Below are 21175 nucleotides of genomic sequence, written 5' to 3'. Positions count from 1 at the left end.
AACGGTCCGGATGAATTGTACAACGCGAACGCCGCCGTGCAGGGCAGCAAGGGCGGCGCGCGACTGCTCTATGCGTTGTAGACCTAGTACGGTACGGGCGGCCGGCTATTCTTCCGGCCGCGTGCTGTCGTGATTGTAGCACGCACAAGGCCCCCGGGATTAGCGAGGGCCTTACGCGGAAAAAGACGGCCACGAGGACGGTGAGCCTCACGACCGTACTGATTGTAGCACGGTGTAGTGTGTAAGCTGTCCCGCACCTGTTCGTCTGGGCGAAGCTCCGACCCAATCGCAAGCGAATCCTTGAGGAGTCGTCCGAAAGTGATGCGCGGCAAAATATGTCCCTGGCGGGACTATTAGCCAAGCACAGCTTGGGATTGGGTCGGGGCTGGTAAGCCCGGCGAACAGGTGCGGAAAGCGTGGCTCCTGTCGCGCCGCGTCGCGCAGGAAGCAATCGCAACGTAGATACGCGAGGCGATGCGCCAGCATTCGCCGCAGAAAACCCCGCGTTTCCGTGAGGAAAGCGGGGCTCTGTAGGAAACAGCCCGCCCGGTTAGGGGTGAGGTGCTTATGCTTCTGTAGGAACCGGGCCGAACACCGCTATCACGTTGCTCAGTCGGTAGTAGGCGCGGGAAGTGGAAGTTACCTTGATTGCAAAGAGTAACTTAGCGCGCTCCCATCGTCGGTAGCTTTCCGCGACGTACGAGAAGCCGTACATCAGGTTTACTTGCCTTCGAGTCACTAGCCTGTCTGTCATATCGGGCTGCCTTTCTGGGGCAGGCCGATAGACGCGGACGAGCCGGCGTCTACTGCGGGCAGCGTAGCAAAGCCCAACGGATCGTCAACCGCCGCAAACCGCAACATATCGCAACTGCGATAGTCGTTGGTCCCGGCTAGGGAATCGGTTCAGACTGTCAATGGAAGCGTGGAGGATGCGATGAGAGTAGTGCTGAGCCTGCTGGTCGGACTTGTGCTGGGGTTCTTCGTAGCGGCCTGGTTCTATAAGGCCGGCGGCGCGCTAGTGATCGCCGGCAAGCAGATAGGCCCCGATATACTGCTGCTCGGGGATGTCCATTCGGAAGGCAGCGGGCGGACGGTAGAGCCGGGCGCGCCGGCAGCATCGCCTCGCGCAGGTTCGCCTGATGATCCGTCCGAATCCGAAGCTGCCGCTCAGAATGATGAGAAGCCGGTGCGGCGTTACAGTGAGAACTTCAAGTTCCGCTGGCCGAAGTGATAGGCCCCGGCTGTTCGCCGCACATGACTTTCTCTTCGAGGTAGCGCTCCCAGAGCTCTATAGCGGCGCGCATCTCCGCCATGTACGACGCTCTATTGTAGACGGCAGCTACGCCGGACACTGTGCCGGTAACGTGGTTCAGTAGGCGCTCTATTACGTGCGGCGCCACGCCAAGTTCTGCGAGTCTCGTAGCGAAAGTCCTACGCAGATCGTGCAGCGTCCAGTCGCTAACCGCGCTCAGCTTGTCGAGCGCGGCCTTGCTTTTTGACCAGCCATTGAAAGCGGACTGCGCGCCACGCGCACGAAAGAGAAGACCGGATTGAGAAATTTGAGCCGCGGCAGAAACGATACTGATGGCGAAAGAGCCGAGCGGAAGCGAGTGCTCGCGGCCATTTTTTGTCAGTGTCGAAGGTAATGTACATACGTCGTTTGAAATGTAGTCGGCCCGTAGGGCGGCTATCTCTCCGCGCCGCTGGCCTGTAAGCAAGAGCAGTTGGACGATCGTAGCGAATTGCCGGGGCATGGTTACGGTGTCCGGGATCGTGGTTTGGAACCCCCCGCACGCCCCGTCATCGAAGGCTAGGCGCCGCTCGCAGGCCCGCCATATGGATTGTAACTCGGCGTCGGTAAGCACGCGAGAGCGAGGCGCGCGGGCGTGCGCCGCCAGACCTAAGGTCGGATTATGCTCGATGTAGCGTCGCTTTATAGCCCAATTAAAGAAGACCTTCAGGGCGACGAGGACGTGGTTGTAGGTGCCTTCCGCGGCGATCCGCGCGAGGCGCCGCTGCAGCTCCTGGTGCGTCAGCTCGGTGAGCTGGCCCTTGAACGGGACGCGGCTGAGAAGCCACTGGTAGTCGCCAGCCGTCCGCGGGCGGCGGCTCTTGCGCTTCTCCTGGAGGAAAAGATCGACGGCTTGGGAGTAGGTGATGCTCTGGGGCCGTAGCTTTCCCAACGTTTTTTCGGCAAGGAGCCTTCTAGCTTCCGTGCGAGCGGCTGCCAGACTTATGACAGGCCAGCGTCCGATTGCCCGCCGTGAGTTGTAGAGCTTGAGAACGAAAGTCTTCGCACCGCCCTGACTGACGCGGCAACCGAAGTTCGGCAGACTAGTGTCCCACCAATCCACAGTACCGGTTTCAGGGGGCTGTAGCGACCGAAGGCCAGCGTCCGTAAGTTGGGTCTTTGGCACTTGCTTGGCACCTTAAACCGCGTTGGTGGGGCGTGGTGAAACGGTGCATCATATCGAGCTTAAACCCCGACAGACAAGGGATTTTTTGCATTTTTGAAGGCGGGATGTGGCGCTTCGTTTTGCTGGGAAATCGGAATCGAAATCCGATGCTCTATCCAGCTGAGCTACGAGCGCAGGCTCCCCTTATAGGAACTGGGGGGTCCCGATGTCACGCGATTTGGAGGCAGCATTTTTTCAGGGAAGAGCGCCTGTTAATAATCCCCGGACGAATTCGGTTGACCGCGCTGTTCTCGCCCCGGTTCGAGGTGCGCAGCCAAGCCGTTGATTTCATTCGATCAACGTGTGGTAAAATGGTGACTCCGCTCCGAAATCGTCTCGATGCGGGGATATCGTTGTTCCAATCGGGGAGACCGCCGCTAATCTGGCGGCCATAACGGTGCGTAATTGCTCCATATTTCCACGGAGATGGAAGGGAAGCCTCGCATCAAAGTTCCGGGTGGTGGCGTGAAACTGATTCAGACCGCGAAAGTCGCGTCCGTTTTGTTGACGATGACGGCTTGCTTCACGGGAGCCGCGGCGCAATCGACGACATCGCCCATTTCAGCATCATCCGCCGTTAAGCAGGACTACGATGCGCTGTTCCAGCAGATGTACAAGAATCCCGCCGACCTGGAGGCAAGTTTCAAGTTTGCCGAACAGGCCGTCAAGCGCGGCGACTATGAGGCCGCTATCGGCGCCCTCGAAAGGATGCTGTTCTTCAATCCGAACTTGCCGCGCGTCAAACTCGAGCTTGGCGTCCTGTACTTCAAGCTCGGCTCATACGAACTGGCGCGCAGCTATTTTCAGGAGGCGGTCAAGGCGGCAGACGCTCCCGATGACATCCGCGCCCAGGTCCGCGCCTATCTGACCGAGATCGACCGCCGGCTCGCGCGCTACGAGTTCAGCGTATTCACCACGGCCGGCCTGCGCTATCAGACCAACGCCAACCTCGGCCCCTCCAGCCTGATGGTGCGCGCCTTGGGTCAGGACGCGATTCTCAACAGCTCGTTCGGCAAGAGTCCGGACGTGAACATGTTCCAGACCCTCGCGGCTCATTACGCCTACAAGATCGGCACGCGGGGGGACGCCATCGAAGCGAGTTTCCTCGGCCTTAACTCGCGCCAATACAAACTCAACCAGTTCAATTTCGGCCTGGTCGAGGTCGTGGTTGGCCCGCGTTTCGCGATCGGGCAGAACGCATCGGTCAAGCTTTACGGCATCGGAGATCAGGTCTGGCTGGGGGACGCCACTTATTTCTCGGCGGGCGGCGCGGGCTTTTCCGCGCGTACGATCATCGGCGATAACGGCTTTCTGGAGGCGTTCATCGAGCAGCGTCACCGCAATTTTTCCGACTCGTTCAACTTTCCAACGGCCAGTCAACAAACCGGCGATCTGCTATCGTCGGTCGTGACCTCCGATTTCCGCTTCGGACCGGTGCACTGGACGACGCGCGCCGCCTTTGATCAGAACCGTGCCGCCTTCGATTTCTACTCATACAAGCGCTATTCGATCGACATGGCTTTTCCGTACGCGTTCGCCCTGCCGGTGTTCGGCACGCCGCATCAGTTCGTGATCGCGCCGACCTTCGGCTTTAGCTGGGCCAATTACGACGCGCCCAATCCGATCGTCGATCCTTTCCAGATTAGACACGACTGGGAACAACGCTACGGCGCGATCTTCGATGCGCAGGTGTACAAAAACGTGGGTCTGCGGACCCAGATCCTTTACACCAAGATCGACTCGTCGCTGCCGAATTTCACCCTCGATAACTTCTCGGTGTCGATCGGGCCGACCGCGCGGTTCTGAAACCGGGCGAGCCCGCCTGATGTGTCACGCGGCAAAGCCGCGCGGCGGCGATCTGGCCGCGGTATTCATTTCATGCGAAAGCGCTATAATGTGCCGGCAGCATCGCGATGTCGTCGTGCCTGCGGGTTGCCGGGCCGATCACCGGAACATTGAAACCGGACTAGAGACCCTTTGTCGTCGTCCCTTGATTGCGCCGATCCAGGCTTGCGCGGAAGGCCTGCGGACGCCTGCCGCGAGCCGGCGAGCCTTTCAGGCTGCATCGGGGGTCGTGTTCCTCTGTTCGCGCCTGAATGGGCGACGGAGCGATGAAGGCCGCGACGCGTTTGCGGAACACCTTGCGCGTTCGGGCGATGCTGGCGTGGGGGCGTCTGCGCCGGCTGATGCGCAACAAGAATCTTCGGGCGGTCGGCGCAGCGGTGGTGACCCTGGCGCTGCTTGCTTCGCTGCGCGCGTATGATCCGCGCATCGTCACGGAGCTGAAGGAGCGTACGTTCGATACTTATCAGCGCCTCAAACCGCGCGCCTACACCGATCTGCCGGTGCGGATCGTCGACATCGATGAAGCCTCGATTTCGGAATATGGCCAGTGGCCATGGCCGCGGACACGTCTTGCCGCGCTGACCCGTCGGCTCGCCGATCTCGGCGCGGGCGTCGTCGCCTACGATGTCATTTTTTCCGAGCCGGATCGCACGACGCCGAGCCGTCTCGCCAACGATTTGAAGGACTCCGGCGCGCCGGACCTCGACCAGACCCTGAAGCTGCTCGCGAACCTGCCTGATCATGATCAGGCGTTTGCGGACGCCATCGAGAACACGGGGGTCGTGCTCGGCTTTGCCGCCACCGGCGCGGTCAATGACAAGCGCCCGCCGGTCCGGGCCGGGATAGCCTTTGTCGGCGTCAATCCGGCAAACGTGCTTGCGCCGCTTCGCGGCACGGTGTCGAGCCTGCCGATGTTGAATCAGAAGGCGGCGGGTATCGGCGGCATCAATCTCAGTTCGCACGATCGCGGCGGCATCGTCCGCCGGGTGCCCATGCTGTTTTCCGACGGGGAGAGCATCTACCCCAGCCTTGCGATCGAGGCGCTGCGCGTCGCTCAGAACCAGAAAAGCATCATCGTGCGCGGGACCGGATCGAGCGGGGACAGTGACACCGGCCGCGCCGCGCTGATCGATATGCGGGTAGGGGCGTTCAAGCTGCCGTTAACGAGCAACGGCGAGTCCTGGGTCTATTTCAATCGCGACCGGCCGCAACGTTACGTGTCGGTGAAAGACATTCTCGATCCGGCCAAGGAAGCGACAGTGAAGCCGCTGGTCGATGGCGCGATCGTTCTGGTCGGCGCATCGGCCGCGGGCCTGATGGATTCACGCACCACGCCGCTGGGTCAGTCGGTTCCGGGCGTCTCGGTTCAGGCGCAGGTGATCGAGCAGATCCTCGCGCAGGACTTCATCGAGCGACCCGATTGGGCCAAGGGACTGGAAATCGTCCTGACCTTGTTGTTCGGCGCGCTGGTCGCCGGTCTTGTGCTGACGCTCGGCGCCCGGTTCTCGTTCTATGCCGGCGTTGTCGGATTTGTCGCGGGGTTGGCCGGATCGTGGATCGCCTTCTCGCATTTTCGGCTGCTGATTGACCCGATCTTTCCATCGCTGGCGGCGCTGACGGTCTACATCGCCGTGGAGCGTGTGCTTCACGTTGCATCCGATCGGGAAAAGAAATTCGTACGTCAGGCTTTCGGCCAATATCTCGCTCCGGAATTGCTCACGCAGCTTGAGAACTCGCCGCAGGGGATGCGTCTTGGTGGCGCGTCCCGCGATATTTCCGTGATGTTTATGGATGTTCGCGGATTTACGCCGATCTCTGAAGCCCTGACCGCGACCGAGCTTGTCGACTTCATCAATACGCTGCTGGCGCCGCTGTCGGACGCGATACAGGATGAGCTGGGAACGATCGACAAATACATCGGCGATTCGATCATGGCATTCTGGAACGCGCCGGCCGACGTGCCAGATCATGCGACCCGAGCCTGCCAGGCCGCGCTCAAGATGCGTGAGGCGCTCACCGCGCTCAACGACGCCGACGTCTTCGGATTCGCCGCGCGCGGCTTCGCGGACCCGCGCGTCAGGATAGGAGTCGGCATCAACGCCGGACTGGCCTGCGTCGGCAACATGGGATCGCAAAGACGATTCAATTACTCGGCGATGGGCGATGTCGTGAACGTGGCGGCACGGATCGAGTCGGCAAGCAAGGGGCTCGATGTCGATCTTCTGATTTCGGAAGACGCGGCGCGACGCGTTCAAGGGATCGCGTTGCTTGAGGCAGGTGAGATCCTGTTGAAGGGAAAGTCCCGCCCCACCAAGATTTATGCGATCGTCGGCGACGATTCAGTGGCGGCATCACCCGAGTTCGCCGAATGGAGAGCGCAGCACGGCGCGCTGCTGGCCGCGATCAAGGCAGGTGAGGGGCTTGAAGTGACAGCAGCCCTGGCCAGGTGCCAGGAGTTTGCCGGCGAGGACATGCAGGGCTTCTATCGTCGCCTGGGCGAACAGATCGCGCCGCTGCACGCAACGTGAAGACAACGCGTCAGTCTGGAAATCATGCAGCGCCGCTTCTGATTCCGGCGGAACGGAAAAGACTCTCTCAGAACGTCACGACGCCGCGGATCGACTCGCCTTTGCGCATCAGGTCGAACGCCCTGTTGATGTCGTCGAGCGGCATGACGTGGGTGATCATCGGGTCGATCTGGATTTTGCCCTGCATGTACCAGTCGACGATCTTCGGCACGTCGGTGCGGCCGCGCGCGCCGCCGAACGCCGTGCCTTTCCATGTACGGCCCGTGACAAGCTGGAACGGCCGCGTCGCGATCTCCGCGCCGGCGGGCGCGACGCCGATCACGATCGACTGTCCCCAGCCGCGGTGACAGGCTTCCAGCGCCTGGCGCATCACCGTCACATTGCCCGTGCAGTCGAACGTGTAATCCGCGCCGCCGATCTGATCAGCGCCGGACTTCGTCATATCGACAAGGTAGGGGACGAGATCCTTCCCGACATCCGTTGGATTGACGAAGTGCGTCATGCCGAAGCGCTCGCCCCACGCCTTGCGGTCATCGTTGATGTCCACGCCGATGATCATGTCGGCGCCGGCGAGCTTCAACCCCTGCACGACGTTCAGCCCGATGCCGCCGAGGCCGAACACGATCGCCCTGGCGCCGGGTTCGACCTTCGCGGTGTTGATCACCGCGCCTATGCCGGTGGTGACGCCGCAGCCGATGTAGCAGACCTTGTCGAAAGGGGCGTCTTCGCGGATTTTTGCAACCGCGATCTCCGGCAGCACCGTGTAGTTGGCGAAGGTCGAGGTGCCCATGTAGTGATGGAGCGGCTTGCCACCCAAGGAGAAGCGCGAGGTGCCGTCCGGCATCAAGCCCTGACCCTGGGTCGCGCGAATGGCCGTGCAGAGATTGGTCTTGCGCGACAGGCAGGAGGGACATTGCCGGCATTCGGGCGTGTAGAGCGGGATGACGTGATCGCCTTTCTTCACCGAGGTCACGCCCTTGCCGACATCGACGACCACGCCCGCGCCCTCATGGCCGAGGATCGCCGGAAACAACCCTTCCGGGTCCGCGCCGGACAAGGTGAACTCGTCGGTGTGGCAGACGCCGGTCGCCTTGATCTCGACCATGACCTCACCCTCGCGCGGGCCATCGAGTTCCACGGTCGTGACTTCGAGCGGCTTGCCGGCGGCGAGGGCGACTGCGGCGCGAACGTGCATGGCGACTTCTTCTCTGGCGGGAATTGAAAGAGCATCCACGGGAATGCGTGCTGCCGCGCAGGATACGGTCGCGCGCCTAGAGCATTTTGCTTCTGATTGAATCAGAAGCAAAGCTCTGGATTATTGTTTTAACGCGTTTTCTTCACGCGAACCGGTATCCACTTCGCTCGAAAACGCTATAAAGCCGCAACGGGGAGCAGCGGGGCCGCTTTCGGGCGCGCGCTGGTCTCTTTGCGGGGTCAAAAAAAGGGACGCCCTGCGGCGTCCCTTCACTTGCGCAGGCGTTGAAGCTGCTCGCGTTACTTCGGCTGCTCGACGATGCGGAAATACGGCTTCGGAGACTTCCATCCCTTGGGGAATTTCTTGCGGGCCTCTTCCTCCGGAACCGCGGCGGAAAAGAACACATCGTCGCCTTGCTTCCAGTCCGACGGGGTCGAGACGCCGTGCTTGGCGGTAAGCTGCAGGGAGTCGATCACGCGCAGCACCTCCTGCCAGTTACGGCCGGTGCTCATCGGATAGATGAGAATAATCTTGATCTGCTTGTCGGGACCGATCACGAAGATGTTGCGCACGGTCTGATTATCGACAGGCGTCCGCTTGTTGACGTCGCCGGAGGTGCTGGCCGGCAACATGCCGTAGAGCTTGGCGACCTTGAAATCGACATCCGCGATCAGCGGATAGTTCGGCGCGACGCCCTGCGTCTCCTCGATGTCCTTGGACCAGAGGTGATGCTTGTCGGTCGGGTCGACGCTGATGCCGATCAGCTTGACGCCCCGCTTGTCGAATTCCGGCTTGAGCCGGGCGACGGCGCCGAGTTCAGTGGTGCAGACCGGCGTGAAGTCCTTGGGGTGCGAAAAGAACAACCCCCAGCCGTCGCCAAGCCACTTGTGAAAGCTGATGGGGCCTTCGGTGCTTTCAGCTTCGAAATCGGGGGCGGTCGAACCAATCGATAGAGTCATAAGTCACGTCCTCGTGTCACACAGTTAACCGTGGGTGGCGGGGACTATAGGCTCGGGCCTCGCGAAACGGAACCGGTTACGAAAAAGACCATGTCTTTTTTTCCGGAGAGCATTGCGGAGCATCTTCCTATCGACGCTTGCCGGGGACGGCGAATTAACCCCTACGACATCGTGATCGAAGATGTCCCGATGTTGCCCCGCCGTCGCCCCATGCATGCCGAAAGCTGTTGCCAATGTCTTTGAACCGGGGCCGCCACGGGGGCGACAACCAGACTGACCGTTAAATTTAAGCACGTTAGCGGATTGTCCGATTTTTAACGAACGATTCACGCCCGCATGAAATTGCTCATCTGATCCAGAAGAGAGAACCCTACCGATGCTTTCCGACCTGTCCGCCGCCGCCGCTCCCATCGATACATCCGCCATTGCGAGCCGGAAGGACGTGGTGGCGGCCCTCGCAACCGTCCGTAACGGCGTTATCACGGGGGAGGGCCCGACCGCCGGCGGCCGCGTTCACTTCTCCAGAGCGCTCGACTCCACCGATACGTCCTGGTGCGAGCGGCTTTTGACGGCCGCTGCCGTGGACAACCAGCCGGTCAGCCGGGAAGAGGCTGAAGCGCTGTTCGAGATCAATGATGCCGCCACCGAGCGAAGCGATGGCGGGCGGTTCGACGATCTGTTCGCCAAGGCCATCGTTCACCACGCGGCGTCCGCATCGGGACTTCCCGTGCCGGCGCGCAGTATCGCTTTGGCTCCGGATACCGCAATCGAAAGCTGGGCGCCGACCCGGGCGGTGGGCGTCAATATCGAGGTGCTGGAGTGGATTGCGAACCAGATGCGCGGCAAACGCCGCAGCAATCGTCAGCTGATGGCGCTGGTCGCGAGCCTGATCGGCGCGGCAACCTTGCCGCTGGCGCATCTTCCGGGCGTTCTCGATCTCGGCATGTAACAGCCGCTGGAAGGCTTTAGATCGACGAACGGCGGGCTATTGGCCCGCCGTTTTCTATCGGGCGTTCGGGATCGAGCGGTCGCGACTGATATGCTGCTGAAAAGCCTTTGCTGTTGTTTTGTTCTTCTGTACGAGGAAACGCTGTAGCGTCGAAGGCCGGACCGCGTATACGTTGTCGATGATGATAGGACCGCTCCCGAAGGTTGCAGGTCGCCAGGCATGTTCAAACGAATCCTGATCGCCAATCGCGGCGAGATCGCCTGCCGGATCATCAAATCAGCCCGCCGGATGGGCGTTGAGACCGTCGCCGTGTACTCCGAGGCGGACCGGGCCGCGCTTCACGTCAGGATGGCCGACGAGGCCGTGCCGATCGGTTCCCCGCCGGCCGCCGAGAGTTATCTCGTCATCGAGAAAATCATCGAAGCCTGCCGCCAGAGCGGCGCGGAAGCCGTCCATCCCGGCTACGGGTTCCTGTCCGAGCGCGAAGGGTTTCCGCGCGCGCTAGCGGATGCCGGCATCGTTTTCATCGGACCCCATCCGCAAGCGATCGCCGCGATGGGCGACAAGATCGAATCCAAAATGGTGGCGGCGAGCGCAGGCGTTCCGACGGTGCCGGGATTCCTCGGCGTGATCGAGGACGATAGGCACGCGGTGAAGATCGCCGCTGAAATCGGCTATCCCGTGATGATCAAGGCCTCCGCGGGCGGCGGGGGCAAGGGCATGCGCATCGCGCATTCCAGCGCCGAGGTTGTCGAGGGGTTCAATCTGGCGAAAGCAGAGGCGAAAGCCTCGTTCGGCGACGATCGCGTCTTCATCGAGAAATTCATTGTCGAACCCCGGCATATCGAAATCCAGGTGCTCGGCGACAAGCATGGCAACGTGATCCATCTCGGCGAGCGCGAGTGCTCGATCCAGCGACGAAACCAGAAAGTCATCGAGGAAGCGCCGTCGCCGCTGCTCGATGAGATCACGCGGCACGGGATGAGCGAGCAGGCCGTGGCGCTGGCGAGGGCCGTGAACTACGACTCCGCAGGCACGGTTGAGTTTGTCGTCGGGCAGGACAAGAGCTTTTACTTCCTCGAGATGAACACGCGGCTACAGGTGGAGCATCCGGTCACCGAACTGATTACCGGTATCGATCTGGTCGAACAGATGATCCGCGTCGCTGCGGGAGAAAAGCTGTCGGTAGCCCAGGAGGACGTGACGCTGACGGGGTGGGCGATCGAGTCGCGCGTCTATGCCGAAGATCCGTTCCGCAATTTTCTTCCCTCTATCGGACGCCTCGTCAAATATCGGCCGCCGGCGGAAATGAGCCGGGACGATGTCACCGTGCGCAACGACACAGGCGTCTACGAGGGCGGTGAGATTTCGATTCATTACGATCCGATGATCGCCAAGCTCGTGACCCACGGGCCGTCTCGCTCCGCCGCCATCGAGGCGCAGGCTCACGCGCTCGACGCATTCTACATCGATGGCATCCGGCACAACGTTCCGTTTCTGTCGGCCTTGATGCATCACCCGCGCTGGCGCGCCGGCAATCTCTCGACCGGGTTCATCGCCGAGGAGTTTCCGAACGGGTTCACCGCCCGCGCGCCGGAAGGCGAGATCGCGCGCAGGCTTGCGGCGGTGGCGGCGGCGATCGATCACGTGCTCGGCGAGCGCAAGCGGCGGATTTCCGGCCAGATGAACGGGCGTCCGGTGATGCGGGAACAGCGCCGCGCGGTCTGGATCGATCGCGATGAAATCCTGCTCGACGTCTCGCGTGACGGCGACGCCATAGCGGTTCGCTTTGTTGAGGCGGACGAAAGTGCCGGCGAAGCGCATCGATTGCTTTCGCGATGGACGCCCGGCCAGCCGGTCTGGCAGGGAACGTTGGACGAGGCTCCGATCGCAATACAGGTGAGGCCGATCACAAACGGATTCCGGCTCGCGCATCAGGGGTTCGATGTCGCGATTTATGTGTTTACACAAACCGAGGCGGCGGCCGCGCGGCTCATGCCCGTGGTGATGGTCACGGACAACGGCAAGAAGCTGCTATGTCCGATGCCCGGCCTTGTCGTCTCGATCGCCGTGACCGAAGGGCAGGAGGTCAAGGCCGGCGAGACGCTGGCGGTCATCGAGGCGATGAAGATGCAGAACGTGCTGCGCGCCGAGCAGGACGGAACGGTCAAGAGGATCGCGGCCGTGCCCGGAGCGACGCTGGCGGTGGATGCGCTCATTCTCGAATTCGCTTGAGAGCTTTCATGATGTCTCGATGTCGTGAATTTGCGCGCCGTGATTTCGTCCGGCGGCAATCGATGGGAGCACTGGATGCATGAGGTCGTCCGTCAGGTCGTGATCCGCGGTCGGGTTCAAGGTGTCGGCTTTCGCTACTGGACGATGCGCGAAGCCATCCGGCTCGGCGTCGGCGGCTGGGTCCGTAACCGGCATGACGGGAGCGTCGAGGCGTTGTTCGCAGGGTCGGCCGAAGCCGTCGCGGAAATGGCGGCGCGATGCCGGAGCGGGCCGGAATTCGCGCGCGTGGATGAGATTGAAGATCAGCCGGCGGCGGCGAACGCGCTGACAATGATCCGGCCCGGCGAACGCTTCTCACAGCTTCCGACTGTGTAGGTAGAAAATCCTTTCGAGCCGCTTCTAGAATCAATCCAAATCATTGCGGTTGCGGAAGAATTTTGGACACCCTAAACGAATGGACAGAGCGGACGGTGGCGGCGTGCCTGCGTCTCCTCAACCCCGGTTGTTCCATGTTGGCATGATGGTTCTTTCTTCGTCCGTTTCTGTCTGTCTGAAGCCGCTGTCACCGGCGGTATTCGTTTGCGGAGAAGGGATTTCTTCCGGCTGGCTTCCAGCGGTGCGACCATGAGCTGGGACTTTCACAAGCTGTTCGTGCGCCATGCGCGCGACATCACCGCGGCGCTGCGGCGTCGGGGACTGAGCGAGGAAACGGCGGCGGACATCACCCAGGATACCTTCGTCAAGGTTCTCGTCTCGCCGCCCGGCAGGTCGGTGACGGTTCATAACCCGGCGGCCTATCTGTTTCGGGTGGCGCGCAATCTCGGCATCGACCATCAGCGGCGCGAGCGGGTGTTGCGTCGCGTCGATCTGTCGGCCGAGGATTTCGCCGCGATCATCGACCCCACGCCGTCACCGGAATCCGCCGTCTATGACCGCCAGAAGCTGGCGCTGACCAGAGCCGCACTTGCTGAACTGCCCGAGCGCACCCGCATTGCCTTCGAAATGCATCGGCTTGATGAGATGACGATTGCCGAGGTCGCGGCTGAACTCGATCTCTCGACTTCCCGCGTCTGGTCGCTCATCCGGGACGCCTACGATCACATCGATGCCCGGCTGACCGGCCTCTGACGGGCCGCCGTTCAAGAAAAACTGAAAATTCGGGCCTGCCGTTCGTAATGTCGATAGGGAAGGTTTCGCTCGCGCTAATCCATAGCGTTTTCAAGCGAAGTGGATACCGGTTCGCGTGAAGAAAACGCGTCAAAACAGAATAATAGAGCCGCTTCTGATTCAATCAGAAGCGGAAAGGTTTTAGCGCGAGATGATGGACGTATACGAATGACCGAGGCGCAGGCAGAGGACCGCCGATTGTTTCGCGAAGCGGCGGACCTCGCCATCCGCCTTCAGAACGACCCGGCCAACCCTGTTTCCATCGACATGGTGCGGACATGGGTGGCGCGCAGTCCCCGGCACGAGGCGGCCTGGGCCAGGGTCGCCGCGATCCACGGCATGACCGGAAAGATTTTATCCCGGCAGCGCGCGGCCGCGGAAGGCGGGGTTGCGGGAATGTCGCGGCGCACGCTGGTCATCGGCGGCCTGATCGGCGCGGGCGTTGCCGCGGCCGGATCGTTGACGGTGCCAGGCGCTCTCCTGCGCGCGCGGGCGGACCACATGACGTCCACCGCTGAAATCAGGCGTATTACCTTGTCCGACGGCAGCGAGATTACGCTGGGGCCCGATAGCGCGGTCGCGATCGATTTTACCGACGCGCGAAGGACCATCGGGCTTCTGGCGGGAATGGCCTATTTCGACGTGGCGCGCGACGCGTCGCGGCCGTTTTCGGTTCTGTCCGGCGATCTCACGGCGACGGCGCTGGGCACCGCATTTGACGTGTCCAACGACGCGGGATTCGTTTCGGTCTCCGTGGACCATGGCGCGGTCGAGGCAAGAGCAGCCGATTCCGAACTCCGCCTCGCGGAACGATTAAATCCCGGCGACTGGATCACCTTCGACAATTCCTCGCACGCGATTGCTCGCGGCACGCGCGAAGCCTCCCAGATCGCGGCATGGCGGGAGGGAATGATCGTAGCCGAACGGGAAACCGTCTCGGCGATGGTCGCTAAAATTTCGCGATGGCAGCGGGGGAGCGTGGTCATGGCCGATCCTTCTCTCGGCTCCCGCGTGGTGAGCGGCGTTTTCGATCTTGCCGATCCGCTCGGAGCGCTCGAAGCGGTGGTGCGTCCGTTCGGCGCGAAGGTGCGCAGCATCACGCCCTTCATGACCGTGATTTCGCCTGTCTGAAGAATCCCACACAAAAAACAGAAAATTTCGGAAGCCAGTTCGTAAAGCCCTTAGGGACTGCATCGAACAGCGAGCCGCCAGTCCCGAATGACACTCAGGGGTAGTTCGGACATGCGACAAGGGGCTTTGGGGCAACGGGCTTTGCGATATGAGTTTCGCGGGAGCGATTTTTGCAACGGCGTTCGCAAGGCGCTGATCGCGGCGCTGCTGGCGACGACGGCGGTGATCGGCGGCAGCGCGGTGCCGCAAAGCCAGGCGCTCGCGCAGGCTCAAACCAGTTTCAACATTCCTGCCGGCCCCTTGAATCGAGCGCTCGCCGCCTTCGGCAGGCAATCGGGAATTCAGCTCTCCTATGAAGCCTCCATTGCGAGCGGCAAGACCTCGCCGGGAATTCAGGGAGCGGCGACACGCGAGCAGGCTATCGCGCGCATCCTTCAAGGCTCCGGCCTGAGCTACTCGTTCAAGGATTCGCGAAACGTATTGATCACGCAGCCCGGCGCGACTTCTTCTGGCGGCGCGGCGCCAGCGGGCGCGATCGCGCTCGATACCATCGACGTGCAGGGCGAGCAGTCGAGCGATTCCGGCAGGACCGAAGGCACCGGCGCGTACACGCCGAGCGTGACGGCGACCGCGACACGGCTTCAACTCAGCCCGCGCGAAACGCCGCAATCGATCAGCGTTATTACCCGGCAGCAGATCGAGGATTTCAATCTGAACAGTGTCGAGAAAGTGCTCGAGCAAACGCCGGGCATTTTCGTGGTGAAATGGGATAATGGAGCGCGAGCGCAGTATCAATCGCGCGGATTCACTATTCAGAATTTTCAGTATGACGGAGTGCCGTCGTACTACGACCAGACCTATCCCGGAGGGCAAAGCACCGCCAACACGGTGCTGTATGATCGGGTGGAAGTGCTCAAGGGCGCGACCGGCCTGATGACCGGCAGCGGCGATCCGAGCGCGACCATCAACATGGTCCGCAAGAAGCCGACCTCCACGTTCCAGGGATACACCACGCTTGGGGGCGGCTCCTGGGACGATTATCGAGGTGAACTGGACGTCTCGGGGCCATTGAACAAGGAAGGCACCGTTCGGGGGCGATTCGTTACGGCATACCGTGATGCAAACTCATATCTGAGCCATTTTCACAGGAAGGACGCCACAGTATACGGTGTCCTGGAAGCGGACCTGACGCCGGACACAATGCTCACTGTCGGCGTAGACTACCAGAACAGCAAGCCGACAGGATCGTTTCAGAGCCGTATATGGGTTTTCGACAAGAACGGAAACTTCAACGGTACACCGCGCTCGACGAATCCGGTGGCGCGTTGGAGCACATGGGAACAGTACTCTCATACAGTGTATTCAACGCTGGAGCATCGCTTCGACAACGGCTGGCGCGCCAAGCTGCAGCTGACGGATCAGCTCTTCGGCTATGATGCGAAACGTGGTGCGGGCCTCATTGGCTTCCCTGACCCGGTCGATGGCTCCGGCGTCTCATTGAACGCTACTCGGATGGCCGGCAAAACCCGCAACGCCGTAGCAGATTTCTATGCGACCGGTCCGGTCCAGATTCTCGGTCGCCAGCATGAAGTTGTCGTCGGCGGCACTGTTTCCAATAGGAGATGGAAGGGTTCCTGGGATGAATTCGGAGTCATCGCTCCAATTCCGAACTACTACAATTTCGGCGGCAACGTTCCCGAGCCGAATTGGCAGGGCGCCCCTGCTGAGAGATATCCTGGCGATGAAACTGTGCGGCAGCATGGATTTTACGCCACCGCTCGTCTTAATCTGCACGACAGCTTCAAGTTGATCGTGGGCAGCAGATTGGCCAATTATGAGAGGCTACAGGGCAATATCCTGAATATGAAAGTTTCAAATGTCGTCGTGCCCTTCGTCGGCGCGATCTATGACTTGAACGAGAATTTCTCGCTCTATGCCAGCTATACCGACATCTTCAGACCGCAGTCCGTACAGAACGAGCAGGGTCAATCGCTCGATCCACAGACCGGAAAGAATTACGAAGCCGGCCTCAAGGGCGAGTTCTTCGATAAACGTCTCAACACCAGCCTGGCTTATTTTATTATCGAGCAGAACAACTACCCGTTGCCGAGCGGCGGCATGACGCCGAGCGGCGGTATTGCTTATCGTGGCGTGGACGGGGTTCGCAGCGAAGGCTTTGAGCTCGAAGCCTCAGGGTGAGGTGGACCCGCTTGGTGAGACAGTTTGGCGGCCTGGCTAAGGTGGATCGGGTTCGTTTCTACGCCGCCAATTGCTCCGTCATTTCCGCCATAGCATGGACTTCGTCGGGCGTCCTGCCGGCGAAGGTCGAGTGCGGGCGTCGCCGGTTGTAATAGTCTATCCAGGAGCCGATGCCGCAGCGGGCTTGGCTTCCCGTTTCGAATGTGCTGAGGAAGACGCACTCATATTTGAGGCTGCGCCACAGTCGTTCGATGAAGACGTTGTCCATCCAGCGGCCGCGCCCGTCCATGGAGATGCGGATGCCGGCATCCTTCAGCGTCGTCGTGAAGGCGAAGCTAGTGAACTGCGAGCCTTGGTCGGTGTTGAAGATGTCGGGCCTGCCATGGCAGGCGATCGCCTCTTCGAGAGCGGCAACACAGAAGTCGGCATCCATCGTGTTCGACAACCGCCAGGCCAGGACCTTGCGGCTGAACCAGTCCATGATGGCCACGAGGTAAAGGAAGCCGCGCCGCATCGGGATATAGGTCACATCGGCACACCAAACGTGATCCGGCCGCTCGATCGCCAGGTGCCGCAGCAGGTAGGGATAGATGCGATGCTGCGGATGCGGCTCGCTGGTTCTCGGCGCCTGGTAGATCGGCGACAGACCGATCTTGCGCATCAGCCGCCGGACCCGCTTGCGACCCACGCACCAGCCCTGACGCCGCAGATGCCGGGCCATCTGCCGGGAGCCATACCAGGGCGTCTCCATGAAGGCCTCGTCGATGGTGCGCATCAGTTCGAGGTTCTCGGGCGTCTCGCCGGCGGGCTGTCGGTAGAACGACGCCCGCGAGATCGAGACCAGTTCGCACTGGCGGCGGATCGAGAGCCGGTTGTGATCGGGGTCAATCATCATTCTCCTCCGATCCAGGCTCAGCGATCGAAGGCCTTGGCCAAAAAATCCCGCTCAACGACAAGCTGGCCAATCTTGGCGTGCAGCTTGGTCACCTCGGCTTCCCGGCCGACCTGCGCATCAGCAGCCTTGTCGTCGAACGTCTTGGCCAGGTTCTCGATGGCCTGCCGTTTCCACTGCGTAATCTGGTTCGGATGAAGCTGGTGCTTTGTCGCCAGTTCCGAAATCGTCCGCTCGCCACGGATCGCCTCAAGCGCAACCTTGGCCTTGAACTCAGCCGTAAATCGTCTGCGTGTCTTCATACCGGATCGTCCTTTTCATCGGGCGATCCACCTTATGCCCCTGTCTCAGAAACCGGCACCACCTCAGGGTACATCACGCAGAACTGGCAACTGCATGGAGGTTTCACGCACAGGATATCGCGTCTGAACAGTATCAAGGTCGCGACGATAACGCCCGAGAATCAATTCACGATCTACAATACGTACAAGTTCGACGGTGCCTTGGACGGTCTCACACTGGGCGGCGGCGCGCGTTGGATGGATATAACCTGGGGTAATATGAGAAACCCGGTCTATGGGACGGCGCTGTTCACCGCGCCGAGCTATTGGGTGGTGGATCTGATGGCGCGCTATAAATTCACCGACAATCTGTCGGCGACGCTCAATGTCGGCAATCTGTTCGACAGGAGATACATCAATCTCGCGGACTTTTATGGCTCCTATACCTGGGGCGCACCGCGCAACGTATTTCTCAGCATGACCTACAGGTTTTGAGGACGAAACAGCTTGTCGCCATGCAAGTAAGAAGTTCTCCGCCGCTGGCGAGGCATAACTACGTGGCGGCTATGCTGGAAAAGTTCAGGAGCTGAAAACTTCGCCGAAGGCACGCTTCAAGGCGTCATCGACATCAGTCAGCCTGACACGCAAACCAAGGTCCGCGAGGCTCGTCACGCCGTAACGCGGGTCGGTGACGCCGCAGGGCACGATGTCGGCGAAATGGCTGAGATCGGGATCGACATTGAGCGAGACGCCGTGGAACGATACCCAACGGCGCAACCGCACGCCGATCGCCGCGATCTTGTCCTCATGGCCCGGCCCCTTGTCCGGGCGCGCCACCCAGACGCCGACCCGTTCCTCGCGCCTTTCTCCTTTGACGCCGAAGGCGTCGAGCGTGCGGATGATCCATTCCTCCAGACTGGCGATGAACGCCCGCACGTCGGGACGGCGGCGCTTCAGATCCAGCATGACATAGGCGATGCGCTGGCCGGGGCCGTGATAGGTAATCTGGCCGCCACGGCCGGTCGAAAATAGCGGAAAGCGGGCCTTCACCAGATCGGCTTCGCGCCCGCTGGTGCCGGAGGTGTAAAGCGGCGGATGCTCCAGCAGCCAGACCTGCTCAGGAGCCTCGCCCGAGGCGATCGCCGCGGCGCGCCTTTCCATCGCCTCGACCGCTTCCGGATAGGGCACGGGATGATCCGACCGCCGCCAGTCCACGGGATCGCCGGGGGAGGCCGCGAACAGCTTCAAATCAAGGGTCTGGCGGCTGTTAATCATTGGCTAACCATCATGTGGTGGTCTGGAACCGTAGCAATTTGCACGGTTCGTGAGTCTGTATTTCGTGGCGACACTCGATAAAGTATCGGTCGATCTGATGGTGGTTCTGGGCACCACGTCCATGCCTGTTCATCAGGTCATGCGGCTCAGCCGTGGCGCCATCATCGAGCTTGACGCCACCGAGCAGGACGAGGTCAAGATCCTGGCCAATAACCTGCCGATCGCCAGCGGCGTCGTGATGGTCAACCGGAACCGCATCACGGTCGAAGTCAAACAGATGCTGCCGCGCGCACCGGACCGCCGGTAACGCTTTCCCCGGCTGCCTTGCAATCCACCGGTCGGGAAGAGGGAGGTCTCGCGGGGCCTTGTCCCTCCATCATTGTTTTGTTACATCGGTGCCGTCGATCGGTCCGGCGGCGAGCCTGACCCGATTTTGCGCTCGTGGCGGAATTGGTAGACGCGCTGCCTTGAGGTGGCAGTGAGTAACATCGTGAAGGTTCGAGTCCTTTCGAGCGCACCACCTGACAAGACGGATCGAGAAACATCCACGTTTCCTTGTCAAAACCGCCTGCGCGCGGTTGATCAGGTTGCGGTGGAGCCTGAGTGACCGATTCTGGGCAGGTGCCCCGACTCGGAAAACCGTCGTCCCTTTTCGGTCAGCGGCCAGACGACGTGATTGGAAAAGCCCGCCATGATCGACCGGGGCTTGATCAAACCAAGAGCTTCCAACCTATCCCGGATGATGACCGCGCTCTTTTCGCTGAGTTCGCAATAATCGGAGATGTGAAGCTTCTGCCGGTACCAGTATCCGACAAGCTCCCGAACGTAGGCTTCGGACGGGCTTTTGAGGAGATGGCCATAAAGCCCGGCAAAAAGGTCGCCCAACAGGACCGGCCGCGATATCGAGTCCGGAGCCCCTTCCTCCGACCGGTAGACGAGAAATTCCACGGTAATTGAGTTGTCCGGCTCCGCCTCGGTCGGGTGAGGCGACGACCCGTCATTCTCGAGCGCGGCAAGCTTCTGGCGCAGATCCGCATTCTCGGTCCGTAGCTTTTCCAGTTCCTGAAAATGCTTGGGATTGGCGGCCTGGTCGCCGCGTATCCAGCCCACGCCGGGTTTCAAATTCACGGCGGTTGCGACGGCCATCATGGCTTTCATGCAAAGATCGTTTCCGTTGCTCCAGAATTCGACGATGCGGCTGCTGCTCAACCGGGCTTTGAAAGCGTCGAGCTTTTCTTTCAGCGGAAGCTCCGGCTCGATCGCTCCGCCCGTGGCGTGGCCCGGCTTTTCCGGAAGGAACGCAAGTATCGGAATGTCCTTTGATCGCGCATACGCGAAGGCATTTTCCGCGAAAGTCAGCTCATGATCCGACAGAGAGCCGTAACGGCGGCCGACGATGATGATGTAATAGTCGCTGCGATCGATGATCCGCTTGATATAGTCCAGTTGCTGCTGATCGGTGACCGGAAACGATTCCATGCCGGCGGGCATGTATCCTGCCTTTGCCAGCGTGCTGCCGACGGCCTGACGCTCCTCCAGATCGGCGTCCACCGAAGCAATGAAAATCTGAAAAACCCGATCCACTTGAACTTTTCCTCGTCGCGGGACTTGACCCTGCGCTGCGGGCACCCGGATTTGTCAATCACTTGTCATGTGGCGGGGATAAGTGGAAGGCGTTTCGGGCAGGTCGCGGCCCCACCCGTTGCGGGTTAATCGTTTGTTTACCATGCGACTCATAGGCTTCGTTCATGATGATCTCACGCAGCAACACTCGAAACGATATCATGTCGCTCGAAACCGCGGCGACGGTGGCGCGTGGCGGCTTCGCCTGCCTCTTTTCATCGTCCGACGAGTACGAGCAGGCGCTCATTGCCGAGCGCCATGCCCGGGGCCGCTATACCCCCTCACGACGGCTGGTCGATCACGGCCTTGATTGCTCCACCGGGCACGAACGCCGGCACGATGGTTCTCTTGATACAGGATCAGCCAAGCGGGCAACCGCGAGAGGATCACTGGCGCGGGTGTTCTGGCTGACGGTTGGCCACTATTTTCCGAAGTAGAGC

Annotated in this window: 17 protein-coding genes, 1 tRNA gene and 2 pseudogenes; 13 read left to right on the top strand and 7 right to left on the bottom strand. The window is 61.0% G+C overall.

The window, feature by feature from the left end; all coding sequences use genetic code 11:
- The first annotated feature begins 934 nt into the window (after window positions 1-934).
- Window positions 935-1231, top strand: coding sequence for a hypothetical protein (locus ACMYR2_RS09885; RefSeq protein ID WP_416192853.1), 297 nt, complete (start codon window positions 935-937; stop codon window positions 1229-1231).
- Here the strand turns inward: ACMYR2_RS09885 and ACMYR2_RS09880 are convergent.
- Together ACMYR2_RS09880 and ACMYR2_RS09875 are read right to left on the bottom strand one after the other, a co-directional pair.
- Window positions 1209-2183, bottom strand: coding sequence for a tyrosine-type recombinase/integrase (locus ACMYR2_RS09880; protein ID WP_416194085.1), 975 nt, complete (start codon window positions 2181-2183; stop codon window positions 1209-1211). The genes ACMYR2_RS09885 and ACMYR2_RS09880 overlap by 23 nt on opposite strands.
- A 57-nt stretch (window positions 2184-2240) precedes the next feature.
- Window positions 2241-2354, bottom strand: a pseudogene (locus tag ACMYR2_RS09875) (hypothetical protein); the annotation flags it as partial.
- A gap of 567 nt (window positions 2355-2921) precedes the next feature.
- On the opposite strand from ACMYR2_RS09875, the gene ACMYR2_RS09870 reads away from it, so the two are divergent.
- Together ACMYR2_RS09870 and ACMYR2_RS09865 are read left to right on the top strand one after the other, a co-directional pair.
- Window positions 2922-4262, top strand: coding sequence for a tetratricopeptide repeat protein (locus ACMYR2_RS09870; RefSeq protein WP_347264616.1), 1341 nt, complete (start codon window positions 2922-2924; stop codon window positions 4260-4262).
- Between the two features lie 305 nt (window positions 4263-4567).
- The gene (locus ACMYR2_RS09865) at window positions 4568-6829 is read left to right on the top strand and encodes an adenylate/guanylate cyclase domain-containing protein (protein WP_347264615.1); all 2262 of its coding nucleotides are present in this window, start codon (window positions 4568-4570) and stop codon (window positions 6827-6829) included.
- Window positions 6830-6896: 67 nt separating this feature from the next.
- Here ACMYR2_RS09865 and ACMYR2_RS09860 read toward each other — a convergent pair whose 3' ends face one another.
- On the bottom strand, window positions 6897-8024 hold the full coding sequence (locus tag ACMYR2_RS09860; RefSeq protein ID WP_347264614.1) for an S-(hydroxymethyl)glutathione dehydrogenase/class III alcohol dehydrogenase: 1128 nt from the start codon (window positions 8022-8024) through the stop codon (window positions 6897-6899).
- A 299-nt stretch (window positions 8025-8323) separates the two neighbouring features.
- Window positions 8324-8983 (bottom strand): peroxiredoxin, encoded by a 660-nt coding sequence (locus ACMYR2_RS09855; protein ID WP_347264613.1) that lies wholly within the window; start codon window positions 8981-8983, stop codon window positions 8324-8326.
- Window positions 8984-9359: 376 nt separating this feature from the next.
- Between ACMYR2_RS09855 and ACMYR2_RS09850 the strand changes: the two genes are divergently transcribed.
- The 6 genes from ACMYR2_RS09850 (at window position 9360) to ACMYR2_RS09825 (ending at window position 16664) form a co-directional block, all read left to right on the top strand.
- Window positions 9360-9932 (top strand): hypothetical protein, encoded by a 573-nt coding sequence (locus ACMYR2_RS09850; RefSeq protein ID WP_141382932.1) that lies wholly within the window; start codon window positions 9360-9362, stop codon window positions 9930-9932.
- Between the two features lie 219 nt (window positions 9933-10151).
- Window positions 10152-12167: an acetyl/propionyl/methylcrotonyl-CoA carboxylase subunit alpha gene (locus ACMYR2_RS09845; protein WP_347264612.1), complete on the top strand. Its 2016-nt coding sequence runs from the start codon at window positions 10152-10154 to the stop codon at window positions 12165-12167.
- Window positions 12168-12242: 75 nt separating this feature from the next.
- On the top strand, window positions 12243-12542 hold the full coding sequence (locus ACMYR2_RS09840; protein WP_347264611.1) for an acylphosphatase: 300 nt from the start codon (window positions 12243-12245) through the stop codon (window positions 12540-12542).
- Between the two features lie 249 nt (window positions 12543-12791).
- On the top strand, window positions 12792-13295 hold the full coding sequence (locus tag ACMYR2_RS09835; RefSeq protein WP_416192852.1) for an RNA polymerase sigma factor: 504 nt from the start codon (window positions 12792-12794) through the stop codon (window positions 13293-13295).
- A 207-nt stretch (window positions 13296-13502) separates the two neighbouring features.
- On the top strand, window positions 13503-14465 hold the full coding sequence (locus tag ACMYR2_RS09830) for a FecR family protein (RefSeq protein WP_416192851.1): 963 nt from the start codon (window positions 13503-13505) through the stop codon (window positions 14463-14465).
- A 111-nt stretch (window positions 14466-14576) separates the two neighbouring features.
- Window positions 14577-16664 (top strand): TonB-dependent siderophore receptor, encoded by a 2088-nt coding sequence (locus ACMYR2_RS09825; RefSeq protein ID WP_416192850.1) that lies wholly within the window; start codon window positions 14577-14579, stop codon window positions 16662-16664.
- Window positions 16665-16722: 58 nt separating this feature from the next.
- On the opposite strand, the gene ACMYR2_RS09820 is transcribed toward ACMYR2_RS09825, so the two are convergent.
- A protein-coding gene (locus ACMYR2_RS09820; RefSeq protein WP_416192834.1) for an IS3 family transposase occupies window positions 16723-17858 on the bottom strand; the annotation gives its coding sequence in 2 pieces (ribosomal slippage) (window positions 16723-17588 and window positions 17588-17858; 1137 coding nt in all).
- Here ACMYR2_RS09820 and ACMYR2_RS09815 point away from each other — a divergent pair.
- Window positions 17751-18332, top strand: a complete 582-nt coding sequence (locus ACMYR2_RS09815) for a TonB-dependent receptor domain-containing protein (protein WP_416192849.1) — start codon at window positions 17751-17753, stop codon at window positions 18330-18332. The two genes, ACMYR2_RS09820 and ACMYR2_RS09815, sit on opposite strands and share 108 nt — an antisense overlap.
- A gap of 84 nt (window positions 18333-18416) precedes the next feature.
- On the opposite strand, the gene lipB is transcribed toward ACMYR2_RS09815, so the two are convergent.
- Complete coding sequence (gene lipB, locus ACMYR2_RS09810) at window positions 18417-19112, bottom strand: lipoyl(octanoyl) transferase LipB (protein ID WP_347263356.1); 696 nt, start codon at window positions 19110-19112, stop codon at window positions 18417-18419.
- Between the two features lie 64 nt (window positions 19113-19176).
- Between lipB and ACMYR2_RS09805 the strand changes: the two genes are divergently transcribed.
- Window positions 19177-19419: a FliM/FliN family flagellar motor switch protein gene (locus ACMYR2_RS09805; RefSeq protein WP_292961173.1), complete on the top strand. Its 243-nt coding sequence runs from the start codon at window positions 19177-19179 to the stop codon at window positions 19417-19419.
- A 128-nt stretch (window positions 19420-19547) separates the two neighbouring features.
- Window positions 19548-19632: transfer RNA gene (locus tag ACMYR2_RS09800), tRNA-Leu, on the top strand.
- 62 nt (window positions 19633-19694) lie between these two features.
- Here ACMYR2_RS09800 and ACMYR2_RS09795 read toward each other — a convergent pair.
- Window positions 19695-20696, bottom strand: coding sequence for a DUF4062 domain-containing protein (locus ACMYR2_RS09795; protein ID WP_416192848.1), 1002 nt, complete (start codon window positions 20694-20696; stop codon window positions 19695-19697).
- A 167-nt stretch (window positions 20697-20863) separates the two neighbouring features.
- Here ACMYR2_RS09795 and ACMYR2_RS09790 point away from each other — a divergent pair.
- A pseudogene (locus ACMYR2_RS09790) lies at window positions 20864-21146 on the top strand (hypothetical protein).
- Window positions 21147-21175: the final 29 nt, after the last annotated feature.

It is taken from the genome of Nitrobacter sp. TKz-YC01, from assembly GCF_047824785.1.
In the GTDB taxonomy this organism is placed as follows: Bacteria; Pseudomonadota; Alphaproteobacteria; order Rhizobiales; family Xanthobacteraceae; genus Nitrobacter.
The sequence above is the reverse complement of the archived record's forward strand: the minus strand, read 5'-3'. Positions and strand labels throughout refer to the sequence as shown.